Genomic DNA, 13,117 nt, shown 5'->3' on the forward strand with positions numbered 1-13,117 from the left:
CTAAACGAATATTTCTCTGGAAGCTGTGGAAAAATCATATTGACATAAGTTTGAGAACGATGATATATTTGTTTCTGCAAAGTAGAGTATTCTTATCGGAATTAAAACGAAATTGATTTTAAGAGTTAATTTTTGCTATTAATCATAATGTGTAGACAGAAAGGATGATTGTTGTATTATGGAAAATAATTTATTGACAGCAATTGAAACAAACTGGATCAGTTTAGTTGTATCAGCAATAATACTTGGCGGTCTTTATTTTATGGCCAAAAAACGTGTAAGCTTCGGAACGAGGGTATTGGTCGCACTTGGCCTTGGCCTTGTGGCAGGTATCATTTTTAACAACTTTAAACTAGATACTGAAGGCGTAGGTACGATTGGCTCCATCTACATTAATTTAATTAAGATGATCGTTATCCCACTCGTATTTGTTCTCGTTATTAACAGTATTATCTCGATTACGAATCTTGAGTTTCTACGCAAGCTTAGCGTTAAGACAATTAGTTGGTTTCTTGCAACGACAGGTGTAGCGGCAATTATCGGACTTCTAGTAGCATCTGCTATTAATCCGGGTGCAGGCTTTGAGCTTAAAACACCTGAAAATTTTGAAGCGCGTGAAGTTCCAAGCTTTTTCAAAGTGATATTGGATCAAGTGCCTTCGAATCCGATTAACGATGCTGCAGAGGGTAAAGTAGTGCCAATTCTTATTTTCGCACTATTCATTGCTATCGCAATCGTTAAGGTAGGAGCAAAAAATCCAGATTCCGTTCAACCGTTCAAAGCGTTCATTCAATCGGCAACCGTAATTATGCACCAGGTTGTTAAGTTCGTTCTTCGCTTTACACCGTATGGTGTGTATGCCTTGATTGCAGTTATGGCTGCTAGATATGGTTGGGAAACACTCGAACCGCTTGCCATGTTAATTCTTGTAACTTATATCGCATTGCTCTTGCATTTTGTATTCGTCTTTGGCGGCCTTGTATCTTTTGTCGCTAAGGTTAATCCTTTGAAATTTTTCAAAAAAGCATATCCTACGGTAGCGGTAGCGTTCACAACACGCAGCAGCTTTGCGACGCTTCCAGTCAATCTTGAAGTTATTACGAAGCGCCTTCGCATTTCGCCAAAAATCGCGAGCTTTGTAGCACCGCTTGGCGCTACAATGAACTTTAACGGCTGCGGCGGGGTTTGGCCGGCTGTTGTAGCGGTATTCATCTCACAAGTTTACGGTGTATCGCTTACTGCAACAGATTATGTACTTATCGTACTTGTTAGCGTAATCTCATCAATCGGTGTAGCAGGCGTACCAGGTCCAGCTTCCATTTCGACAACAGTTGTATTGACAGCAGTTGGCCTGCCGCTAGAAGGTATTGCACTTGTTGTTGCTGTTGAATCTCTAATTGATATGGGTCGTACGGCTGTTAATGCTACGGGTACTACGGTTACTGCATTGCTTGTAGCAGATTCCGAAGGCGAATTCGATCGTGAAGCATTCAACCGCGGTGACGAAGATGACCTAGAGCTTAATCCCGCATAAACAAACTTATAAATAAGCTTGGAAAAAAGCCCTTGGAAACACGTGATATGACGTGTTATCCAAGGGCTTTGTTTAAATATAAGAAAGTATATAATTTTCTCATACTTATCTTATATTTCACCGTCAAAGCTACTTCAGCGTCTAAGGACGCCGAAGGCGTTTTTGCTTGGTTTAAGGTTCATCATGTACTTCAGGAAAATCGTGGTCGTATTCATCTTCACCCGGATAGTCACGAGGCAATCCTGCATGAAGCGCTCGATTCTCATAAGCGAAGCGATTGGATGGTCGCTGATCCACTCTCCAAGGCGTACTTTTTCCTAGCGATTCCATCAGCAGATCAGAGCCATACGGTCCATCCGGAAACTCCTCCGGAATGAGATCGTTGCGCTGCGATTCTACTGTTGATACATCTGTATAGGGCTGGCGATTTTCAGGAACAAATCGATCCATCAGCAGACTCCTCTCAAATGGTATTAGTTTACCATTTCAGTGTACCCTGATTAATCGGTAAAATGCACCGTTCCAACAACAAAGTATAAGAATTGAGCGAGCTCAGCCGCTTCTTCTTCTGTTAGCTTAAACGTATGTTCAAGATACCCTTCCTCTTCAAGGTCATCAGGACCGATAATCGCTGTTTTGCCAAATTGAAGGTCAGTAATTAGTTTTTTGCCGTAAAAACGGCTAGTTGAAGTAATAGCAAGGTCAAATCGCTTCAAGCTAGGTCCAATAAAAGTGACGTATCTTGTAGACGTTTCTTCCGTGGAATCGGACATAAAATCAAAATCAGGCAACAGCATAAAGTATAGCCTCCAATTCATTAATACACTCATTATACAATATTATGTTCTGCTTTGGCTTATTGCAGTTTATACAAGCTATGGTACATTAGTAATAGCAGTGCCATCAGGAGGGATGCAATGATATGAACTACAATTCCGAATCGTCGCGTGATGCAAAAGGATCTATTCGTGACTATGTATACGATAAGCTGAAATCAGATATATTGGATTTGAAACTGGAGCCGGGCCGTTTTATTTCAGAAAAAGATATAATCGAGATGCTGAAGGTGAGCAGAACACCAATCAGGGAGGCATTCGTTAAGCTTTCGCAAGAGGGACTTATTGAAACGATACCACAGCGAGGTTCATTTATTTCTCTTATTGATCTGGATATGGTGGAAGAGTCGCGTTTCGTGCGGGAAACGCTGGAAAGTACGATCGTCAGGCTGGCATGCGAGCAGCTTAAGGCTGAACAAGTACTGCAGCTGCTAAATTTGATTGCCCTGCAAGAGCTCTGTATCGAAGAAAAAAACTATAAGCGATTGTTTGAGCTCGACGATGAGTTTCACAAAACGATTATCATCGGATGTGGGAAGCTCCGCACTTGGAAGCTGCTTCAAGAGCTTAGCGCCCATTACCAGAGGGTGAGGATGCTGCGCCTTGCTGCAAACGATGATTGGCATATTATTTTGAGCCAGCACCGTGCAATCGTAGCGGCAATTAAGGACAAGGACGCAGATGCGGCGGAAAAAGTGATGCATGAGCATTTGAATCGTTTTCAACTGGAGAAGGATGAGCTGAAAGAGAAACACCCCGCGTATTTTAAGTAATCATGTACAATGAAACGGCAGGCAGCCTCATAGGAGATGTCGGCTGTTTTTTTGATTTTGCAATATATACTCATATAAAAAAGGCATATGCACTTGTCTGAATTAATTGTATACTAGTATTATCAGTTAAGAAAAATGACTAAGGAGATGGAATTATATGATTCGCGTTGCGATTATTGGAACCGGCTCTATATCGTCTGCTCATATCGAAGCTTATCTGGCACTTGGGAACCGCTGCAGTATTGTTGCTTTATACGATATTAATGATGCAAGCGCGCAGGACAAAAAAAAGAAATTTCAATTGAATTGTGAAATTGTAAACGATTACAAAAATTTGCTGTCGCGTGATGATATCGATTTGGTTTCGATTTGCACACCGCCCTATACACACGCTGATCTTTCCGTAGACTTCCTGCAAGCAGGAAAACATGTCATTGTCGAGAAGCCAATGGCTTCTTCGCTGGCTGAATGCGATAGAATGAACGAAGCCGCTGCCGCATCAGGAAAAATTCTTTCCGTCATAAGCCAGAATCGATTTGGCGATGCGGTCATGAAGCTTAAGAGCGTGCTTGATTCTGGGCTTGCAGGACGAATCGTGCATGCGCAGGTTGATTCCTTTTGGTGGCGAGGGTATACATATTACGATTTGTGGTGGCGCGGAACTTGGGAGAAGGAAGGCGGAGGCTGTACGCTGAACCATGCCGTTCATCACATCGATATGTTCCAATGGATGATGGGAATGCCGGATAAAGTGACGGCCATTATGGCTAATACTTCCCATGATAATGCGGAAGTTGAGGATTTGTCGGTAGCGATTTTGTCCTATCCGCGAGCGATTGCTCAAATTACAAGCTCCGTCGTTCATCACGGACAAGAGCAAAAGCTTATTTTCCAAGGTGAGAAAGCGCGTGTATCGATGCCATGGCAGGTGACCGCTTCATCTGCACAGGAAAACGGTTTTCCTATAGAAAACCCGGAATTGGAGCGGCAAATTGCAGCTGTTGCAGATGGTACAGCTTCCTTAACCTATGTAGGGCACAAAGGTCAGCTGGATAATGTTATATCCGCGATTGAAAACGGCAGCGGTGAAGTACTCGTAACGGGAGTGGAAGGAAGAAAAACGCTTGAGCTTATTACTGCTATTTATCAAGCTTCCAGCACAGGGACAACTGTTGAGCTGCCAATTCGACCAGACAGCCCTTTTTATACACGGGAAGGGATTATGGCGTCAGCGACCCACTTCTATGAGAAGAAAAACTCCGTTGCAGCGTTTAGCAGCAATCAAATTACGGTAAGCGGAGAAAGCAAATAGGAGGGGATCCGATATGACGTTCGACGAATCGCTGCAGCTTTCCATTCATGCAGGCACTCCGCTCCCAGCCGTTGTCCGAATAGAAATGGAAGAAAAGACGTTTAAGCGGCTTTTGGAATGGTCAGGAAATTGTAACCTATTCGCAGTTAATCATTCGGCAGGTCTTTCGTTTGCATGTCAGTTAAGCCCGTATGCCATGTCAGCAGGACCGCAAGGTGCAATTGCTGAATGTGCGCTTTATATACTGGTACAGGACGTTTCATTGCCGCTGGAGACCCATTTGTTTTTTGATTTAAAAGCTGCTTCAACTGCTGCTCCAGCAGATCGGAAGCATAATCCTTGGAGCGAGCTGCCTGGAGTGTATCTCGATCATCAGGAAGATAATGCAAGAGTTGTTGTAAGCATTGAGGGTAAACTTTTTACTCGGTACCTCTATGCGGTTACGAGTGCAAAACCTTACTTTTACCCCTTAATTGGGCCGCATGGAAAGACACTGATCCATGATGGGCCGGACGATCATCTTCATCATCACGGGTTATGGTGGGGACACGATGATGTGAACAGTCATAAGCTGTATCACGAGTTTCGCGGTGAAGGCAGGCAGGTGCACCGGACATTTGTTGTGCTTGCAAGCGGTCCTGTTTTTGGGCAAATGACGGCATTGATCGACTGGTTGGACGAGAATGGACGCCTTCTTCTAACGGAAGCTCGAAGTGTCCGTATTTATAATCTGCCTCCAGAATCGAGGTATATGGATCTTACGACACAGTTGTATGCCGTGAACGGCGATGTCCGGTTCGGAGATACGAAAGAAGGCGGATTTCCATTTATTCGCGTTAACGAGCAAATTAGTGGACACCATCGAGGTGGCCTCACGTCTGCCGAAGGGAAAAAAGGTGAGGCGGACATTTTTGGTTCTGTGACGGAATGGGTCGACTACAGCGGTGAACTGTTTCTCAGCATGAAGCGAGACGGAGATGAAGTGGTCAAGCAGTACACCGAGGCAGGCATTGCGGTTTTCTCCCATCCGGAAAATGAGACTTTTGCTTCGCAATGGTTTGTCCGTGATTATGGCCCTTTCACACCTGCGAATTTCCATTTCTGCGGCGGAAAGCTTTTGCCAGGTGGAGATGCAATAACGATGAAGCACCGTATTTACATCCATGAGGGAAACACAGAAAAAGGCGGAGTAAAGGACAGATACAGTGAATACGCCGAACATGACTGGCAGCTAGCTTCATGGTCTAAGGCATAATCAACAACTGCATGGAGGAGGCCGCGTATTCGCGGTTTCTTTCCTTTGCAGGTAGAGGTTGGATAGAAGCAGAAACTAGAATTTTTTCTAATTGTAAGCGCTTCATAAATGGACGGGAGGTTGGTTCATTTGAAGATGAACTGGTATTACCGGATGATGCTGTCGTATACACCGATATTTTTCTTTGTTATTTCATCAGTTATCTTTTTGTTTTTTTCAACATTAAATAATTCGTCTGAGAAGAAGTATTTGGAAACGAATCAAGCGATCGTGGAGCAGACGATGCAAAATGTGGACGCGAGCTTGCAACTGATTGAGCGCAATGTGGTAAGGGAAATGCAGACGGACAAAACGCTGCAAGCCTTTTTTAATGAAAAGCCCAAGTCACTGTATGATTACTTCGTCATTCAAAAAAAATTAGTTGAAATATCCTCATCTTTGCCGTTCGTTAATTCCATTTATATTTACAGTGATCATACTGGAAAAGTATTATCCGAAGCAGGGATGGTCAAGCTCGAGGCGTTTAAGGACAAAGCTTTTTTCGATTCGCATCAATCAAGATCGGCAGCAATGGGCTGGACGAGCCCAAGAAAGTATAGTCAATCTATCCTTGACGATTCCACTCGCAAGGTTGTTTCACTGGTAAAGACTTACCCATTCGCGTCTGATAAGCAGGGAGCGGTGGTCGTCAATCTTAACGTAAGCTCCATCATCGATTTTATGAATCAATTCAATGGATACGGCGGCACGATTCAACTTCTCGATTGGGAGAAGAAGCCGTTTGAGTCCACTCTGCCTTCTGCCAAGGAAGGCGGTATTTATGCCAGCTCCCCATACACCGGTTGGCAATTCTATGCAGACAGCGTGCATGCCAACGAATTTTCCGCCCTCTCTTTGTTTTCCAACATGTGGTTTATTATCGTATTTATCATCATCATATTAGCCTTAATATGGTTTACCTTTATTACGCATGTCTCTTACAAGCCGATCCAGACCATCATGGGTAAAATCGACGGATATGCGGCTCGCAAAAGCCAAGAGCTTGGCATTAAGATGCCCCGAAACGAGTTCAAATTCATCGAAACCGCCATTGATCATTTATTAAAAAAATCGATTGATTATGAGCATCTGCATAAAGAGGATTTGCTGCTCCGTCAACGGAACCTCCTTCAGGAGCTGCTTGTTGGACGATCCATGCTGACCGATCAGGAATGGAAAAAGCGGGCATCGGCACTAGGCTTGCCGCATTCCTATGAATGGCTTGGCGTCATTGCTCTAGAAATTGACCATTTTGCCGCATTTACCGATAAATATAAAGCCAGTGATCAAAACCTGCTGAAATTTCTTATTGAGTCCGCTTTTCGAGAGCTTATGCAGCAGAAGGAATTGCAGATCCAACATGTATGGACAGAGCCTCAGCGAATGGCTTTTGTTGTCCTTCTACAGCAAAGCTCAGAGTCTATTCAAGATAGGCTGGTACAAGTATGCGAGGAATTCCGCAAGTGGATGAACGAGCATTTGGAGTTAACCGTATCTTGCGGAATTGGAGACTTCGTCCATTCGATTCATGATATTGCTGCCGCTTACCGCAGCGCTGCTGAAAATGTATCCTACAAAGCTGTTTTTGGGACAAACAGCGTAATTGATAACCGGTTAAGATGTACAAAACAAACAGGAGAGACACTTCTTTGTTTTCAATCCATATTGGAGCTGTCACGCTCTTGCCGGATGGACGACGGGCAATGGGAGATTAAGCTGAGCCGAATTTTTCTTAAGTTAAAAGGCATGTTAATCTCGCGCGCGGATATTGAAGCGTTCATTCATAATCTAATCCGCCAGCTAGAGAAAGATATGGAAGCATTGCCAAGCGATATCGAGACGATATGGAGCAGCGAATACCGAAGCAGGTTCAGGCAAATCGCCCAGCATGCTGAAACGATCGACGAGCTTGAGATTCAGCTTGCGGCTGTTTTTACTGAACTTGCGGGCGATAGGGATAAGAAAAGGCTGAATGGCAAAAATCATACGATCGCCATCCAAACGAAGGAATACATCGACCAGCATTACACTGATCCGAGCTTGTCTCTCGTTCAAGTCAGCGAGAAGTTTGGTTTAAGCGCGAGAAGCGTTAGTCATTTGTTTAAAGAGGAGCATGGCGAAAACTTTATCGATTATTTGCTAAAGGTAAGATTCGCACATGCGAAGAACATGCTGCTTGAAACAGATGAGCCTATCCAATGGATTGCAGAACAGGTGGGCTACACACACGTCATTTCCTTCCACCGCGCTTTCAAAAAATTGTTTAATCTACCGCCAGGTGAATATCGAACCATTTATCGGTTAAACGAATGAATGGCAACAAATCTGCTGAATTAATCGGCAGATTTCTTTTTACTTCCGTAAAGGTTAATCGTCGGAAAATGGTAAAGTCCGCGTGAATAGAGGTGTTTCCGATTATGTTAAGCCTCTGATTCTTGTTAATATCCGATTTCTTAATCGCGTGTTACATTTGGAACCAAGCCGAAATATTTGCTTCCAATAAGAGTCAGGAGGTCATTCATGCAGATTGCAACGGAACGCCAGAGGAAGGTCAAAACCGTGCCGCGCGTTCATATGAAAGCGCTGTACAGGGATTGGCAGTTATACCTGCTGCTGCTTCTGCCCTTGGCGTATTTTATTATTTTTAAGTACACACCAATGCTGGGCGTCGTCATTGCATTTAAGGACTACAACATGTTTCAAGGCATTTTAGCAAGCCCCTGGGTCGGTTTCGAAACGTTCCGGGAAGTATTTCAGATGGATGGTTTTTACAATGCGCTCCGCAACACCTTTCTACTCAATTTCTTGGATCTTGTCGTAAGTTTTCCGATTCCAATCGCACTAGCGATATTGTTAAATGAGCTTCGTATAAAATGGTTCAAAAAAGGCGCGCAGACGATTCTTTATTTGCCTCATTTTATATCATGGGTCATCATCGGCGGGATGGCTATTCAGCTGCTGGCGACCAATAACGGGATTATCAACAATCTGCTGAAGTCGTTAGGGATGAAGGTCATTCCTTTCCTTACGGAGCCTGTTTACTGGGTGCTGACATATTTAGGCATAGGTATTTGGCAGAGTGCTGGGTGGGGAACGATCATTTATCTCGCTGCTTTAACGGGAATTAACAAGGATCTTTACGAAGCTGCAGATGTAGATGGTGCAAGCCGAATGCGTAAAATCTGGCACATCACGCTGCCGGGCATCAAGCCGACAATTATCATTCTACTCATTATTAATATTGGACATATGGCCAGCATTGGATTTGATAGACCGTTTGTACTCAGTAATCCTCTCGTCACCGATGTGTCTGAGGTTATCAGCACGTATGTATACAAAATCGGAATTCAGTCCGCACGGTATACAATAGCAACGGCTATCGGTCTGTTCCAAGCGGTTGTAGGTCTTATTTTCCTGCTGTCGGCCGATTATATTTCGAGAAAAGTTAACGATCAAGGCATTTGGTAGGAGGGCAGATATGAGAGCGTATGGAAATGACAAAATCGTAGATGCAATGATCATGGTCGTAATCATAACGGCGGGGCTCTTCTGCCTGCTGCCGCTGCTTCATATTTTTGCCTTATCGTTAAGCGCCAATGGGCCGATTCTATCAGGAAAAGTTACGATACTCCCCGTAGAAATCGATTTTTCCGCTTACAAGGCTGTTTTCGGGAATGCAGCGATGATCCATTCCTTGCTTTTTACTATTGGACTAGTTGTTTTGTTCACGGCTATATCGATGCTGATGACGATTATGGCAGCCTATCCCTTGACGAAGCCTAACCTAAAGGGAAGAAACTTTTTTCTTCTCCTTATCGTCCTGACGATGTTTTTCAGCGGAGGCATGATACCGGAATATTTGCTCGTGAAAAATTTGCATTTGCTTGATTCGATCTGGGCGCTCATTTTGCCGGGGATGGTTAATGCCTTTTATTTGCTCATCATCAAGACTTTTTTCTCCTCCATTCCAGTAGAGCTGGAAGAGTCGGCGCGGATGGACGGAGCCAACCATTTTAAAATATTGTGGCATGTCGTCCTGCCGCTATCGCTTCCGGTCATGGCCACACTTAGCTTGTTTTACGCAGTGGGCAGGTGGAACGGATTTATGGATGCCCTGTTGTACATTACCAAATCGGAGCTTTATCCGCTTCAATTGAAGCTGTACGAAATGGTTATCAACAGCCAGGTTAACGATATGGCGATAGCAGAGGGACTTAATGCCTCGGTACCGATACCGGAAAGTCTTAAAGCTGCTTCGATCATGTTCGCAACCATCCCCATTTTGCTCGTATATCCAGCACTTCAGCGTTACTTTATTTCGGGTATGATGATCGGTGCCGTCAAAGGTTGATAGTCACTCCCGGACAGGCTGGAGCCGAAAGCTCCCGTTTCATGGAGTTGCTATAGATTAAAAAAATGATAAAAGGGAGTTGAATGCATTGAGTAGAACGAGGCGTAAATTCACGATTATCTTTATGGCAGTGCTGTTGATCACATCCATGTTGTCTGCGTGCAGCAGCGGAAACGGAAATAAGGAGCCTGTCAAAGAAAAGGAAGCTGCAAGCAATAAATCGAGCAATTCAGGCTCTGAAGCAACCGAGAAGCCGAAGGGAGATCCAATTAAGCTCCGAATCGAGCTGTTTGACCGAAACAATACACCGGCAGGCGCTCCGAAAATTACCGACAACGACATGACAAAATACATTCAGAAAAATTTTGGTGAACCGAATAATATTACTGTCGAATTCGTTACGGTTCCTCGCTCAGAGGAGGTAGACAAGCTGAACGTGCTTATGGCTGCGAATCAGGCTCCTGACATCGTATTTACATATGACCAGCCGACGGTACAGCAATACGTAAAAAACGGCGGTCTGACAGATCTTGGTCCGCTGCTGGATGCGCATGGCCAAAAGTTGAAGGAAGTATTGGGTGAGGAGCTGCTCAGCTACGGAGTATTCGATGGCAAGCAGTATACGATTCCAGCTAAGCGCGTTCTGCAGCCTCAGAGTTCGACTTTTATCCGGCAGGATTGGTTGGATGAGCTCGGATTGCCGCTGCCGCAAACAACGGAGCAGTTCTATGAGACGATGAAGGCTTTTAAAGAGAAAAAGCCAGGCAAATCCGGTGATAAAGCGATTCCGTATGGGCAGATCGACTATTTCCATATGCATCCGATTCAATATTCGTTCTGGGAATGGGACAAAATCGCAGATGAGGATCTTTATGCATCAGCGGAGTGGCTCATTCCGGGCAATAAGGAAGCGTATCGCTTCTTGAATAAGATGTACAACGAGGGACTTATGGATCCGGATTTTCCGCTCCATATGGGCAAGGATACGCAGCAGTTTCAGAAGAACCTGCTGAACGGGTATATTGGTTCGGCAACAACAAATACCAACGAGCCGGTCTATATGGGCTATTATGCCGAGCTGCAAAAGAATGATCCGAATGCAAAGCTGGCGTTAATCGATCCGTTCACAAGCGCGGACGGCAAGACACCAAAGCCTATTTATTCGCCTAACGGCATATACATGATGGTACCAAAAGCAAGTAAAAATGCTGAAGCGGCCATTAAATATTTGAATTGGATGGCTGAAACGGACAATATTATTGCCCTTCAGAACGGTACGGAAGGCGTAACTTATGAGATGAAGGATGGCGTGCCGATCACGCTTGATAACGATCAAGCAAAGCAGACGTTATATAACTATTTTGATTACTGTATCATTCTTAACGGGAAATATGTCAGTACAACCGATGAGCTGCTGAACATTACGGCAAATGCGTCCGATCCGAATTTCAAGGATTTTACGGTGGAAAGCATCGCGACTGGAACGAAGGATGGAATCATTAAACCTCGTGTGGTGACGCCGATTCAATCGGAGATCAAGTACGCTACAACGCTGAAGGAAAAGGACGACGAAATATTTGTTAAAGTGTTAACTGCGAAACCAGCGGATTTTGACAAGGTTTACGATAAGGAAGTAGCGGATTATATGAAAATTGGCGGCAAGGAAGTAATGGAAGAGAAGCGAGCAACGTTTAAAGCTGAGAATCCGTAAGGAGAAAAAAGAACGTCCACCCTCCATCAAGGAGTGGTGGCCGTTCTTTTTTAAATTACGATGAGACAAAATGCTATACAGCAGGCATATAAATTTTAAAGCTGCCGCTAAGCGCTAACATGGCAAACAGATAGAGGCAGTTGTCGTAATAGCGGCGGTCGCCTGTGCGAAGCGGCGTGTTCCAAAATAAATCAACGCAAGCTTTGGCGTGCGGTCCTTCGAAACTGGCAAGCGAAGCCATTGCGTTTGTGGCAAGCAGCCCGACGGGATGGAGTGATTTTTCCTCAAATGGTTCGCCAGCTATCGTATAACGTCTATAATCAGATGGATCAATGCCTGAGAAAAACGTTTGAATCCGGTTCGCCTCATCATACTGCCATGGATCGACGCCGAACCATTCCGTATCAAGACCGATATTGGCGGCCACACGGTACGAGTCGCTGTAAAAATGGCCGTATCCGCGCTCGTTGTTTGGTGTTCCGTCGTAATAGGCGTACTCGGGTGCTAGTCCAGTAACAGGATGGCATGACAGCTTCAAATAATCTCTGCTCGCAGCTGCAGCTTCTTTCCAGAACTTGCGGTCTTCTGGATTAGCCCACAGCGCAAACAGCTCATAAAAGTGCGGCAAATGGTAGGATGGATCGGAATAGTCGCAATTAGGAATAAATTTGATTAATTTATTAGCGGGCTCCCACATTGGGTAACCGTCGTTATTTTCACCCTTATGCACACAGCTGTGAAGCAGGTTCCGAGCTTGCGCTCCGTAATTAAAGGGTACAGAGCCATCGCCCCATCGGTGTGATGCGAAGAAGAGAGCAAGCGCAAAATATTCCTCGCCGTCTGGCGCTGGACCGTATGATCTTTTGGTGCCATCGGTATTGCATGACCAAGCGAAATATCCGGCATTTTCACCTTCGCTCATATACATGTAAGTCATCGTCCATTTCCATATGCGGTCAAAGATATCTTTGCGGTTCATCTGCACAGCCATCATCATGCCATAGGACATGCCTTCGGTGCGCACGTCGATATTTCCGGTATCTAATAGATAGCCCATATCACTGCCAGCCTCGTAATAGATTCGCGTATCTTCATTACCGCCGAACAGGTTGTCCCAAGTATCCTCGACACGTCTCTCAATTTCTTCTTGGCTGTAACCGTACAGCTTAAACAAATTTCGGTAGTTCCCTGTGAAAAAAGCACCCGTTCCCAGCTTCGTCGACATCGTGTATTACTCCCTTTATATTAAATTTTACAGCATGGAAATGCCTGAGAAATTGACTTCACCAAAACTTTACCTCTTATC

Annotated in this window: 11 protein-coding genes; 8 read left to right on the forward strand and 3 right to left on the reverse strand. The window is 44.6% G+C overall.

Going from position 1 to position 13,117, the window contains the following annotated elements; translation table 11 throughout:
- The first annotated feature begins 178 nt into the window (after window positions 1–178).
- Window positions 179–1,534: a dicarboxylate/amino acid:cation symporter gene (locus AC0VYE_RS08695; RefSeq protein WP_076267838.1), complete on the forward strand. Its 1,356-nt coding sequence runs from the start codon at window positions 179–181 to the stop codon at window positions 1,532–1,534.
- A 171-nt stretch (window positions 1,535–1,705) separates the two neighbouring features.
- On the opposite strand, the gene AC0VYE_RS08700 is transcribed toward AC0VYE_RS08695, so the two are convergent.
- Both AC0VYE_RS08700 and AC0VYE_RS08705 read right to left on the reverse strand, forming a co-directional pair.
- Window positions 1,706–1,984 carry a hypothetical protein gene (locus AC0VYE_RS08700; protein ID WP_076267837.1) on the reverse strand — a complete coding sequence of 93 codons (279 nt, stop codon included), beginning with the start codon at window positions 1,982–1,984 and terminating at the stop codon, window positions 1,706–1,708.
- Window positions 1,985–2,034: 50 nt separating this feature from the next.
- Window positions 2,035–2,331, reverse strand: a complete 297-nt coding sequence (locus AC0VYE_RS08705; RefSeq protein ID WP_179089790.1) for a DUF3055 domain-containing protein — start codon at window positions 2,329–2,331, stop codon at window positions 2,035–2,037.
- A gap of 125 nt (window positions 2,332–2,456) precedes the next feature.
- On the opposite strand from AC0VYE_RS08705, the gene AC0VYE_RS08710 reads away from it, so the two are divergent.
- From AC0VYE_RS08710 to AC0VYE_RS08740, 7 genes are all read left to right on the forward strand, one after another.
- On the forward strand, window positions 2,457–3,143 hold the full coding sequence (locus tag AC0VYE_RS08710) for a GntR family transcriptional regulator (protein ID WP_475447300.1): 687 nt from the start codon (window positions 2,457–2,459) through the stop codon (window positions 3,141–3,143).
- A gap of 157 nt (window positions 3,144–3,300) precedes the next feature.
- Window positions 3,301–4,455, forward strand: coding sequence for a Gfo/Idh/MocA family protein (locus AC0VYE_RS08715; protein WP_076267835.1), 1,155 nt, complete (start codon window positions 3,301–3,303; stop codon window positions 4,453–4,455).
- A 13-nt stretch (window positions 4,456–4,468) separates the two neighbouring features.
- The gene (locus AC0VYE_RS08720; protein WP_475447302.1) at window positions 4,469–5,710 is read left to right on the forward strand and encodes a DUF6807 domain-containing protein; all 1,242 of its coding nucleotides are present in this window, start codon (window positions 4,469–4,471) and stop codon (window positions 5,708–5,710) included.
- Between the two features lie 135 nt (window positions 5,711–5,845).
- A complete protein-coding gene (locus tag AC0VYE_RS08725; protein WP_475449489.1) occupies window positions 5,846–8,062 on the forward strand; it encodes a helix-turn-helix domain-containing protein in 2,217 nt (738 codons plus the stop codon).
- A 261-nt stretch (window positions 8,063–8,323) separates the two neighbouring features.
- On the forward strand, window positions 8,324–9,217 hold the full coding sequence (locus tag AC0VYE_RS08730) for an ABC transporter permease (protein WP_475449491.1): 894 nt from the start codon (window positions 8,324–8,326) through the stop codon (window positions 9,215–9,217).
- 10 nt (window positions 9,218–9,227) lie between these two features.
- Window positions 9,228–10,100, forward strand: a complete 873-nt coding sequence (locus AC0VYE_RS08735; RefSeq protein ID WP_076267832.1) for a carbohydrate ABC transporter permease — start codon at window positions 9,228–9,230, stop codon at window positions 10,098–10,100.
- 124 nt (window positions 10,101–10,224) lie between these two features.
- A complete protein-coding gene (locus tag AC0VYE_RS08740; RefSeq protein WP_475449493.1) occupies window positions 10,225–11,811 on the forward strand; it encodes an extracellular solute-binding protein in 1,587 nt (528 codons plus the stop codon).
- A gap of 73 nt (window positions 11,812–11,884) precedes the next feature.
- On the opposite strand, the gene AC0VYE_RS08745 is transcribed toward AC0VYE_RS08740, so the two are convergent.
- A complete protein-coding gene (locus AC0VYE_RS08745; RefSeq protein ID WP_475447304.1) occupies window positions 11,885–13,036 on the reverse strand; it encodes a family 8 glycosyl hydrolase in 1,152 nt (383 codons plus the stop codon).
- Window positions 13,037–13,117 lie beyond the last annotated feature (81 nt).

The organism is Pristimantibacillus sp. Z349TD_6 (assembly GCF_056173205.1).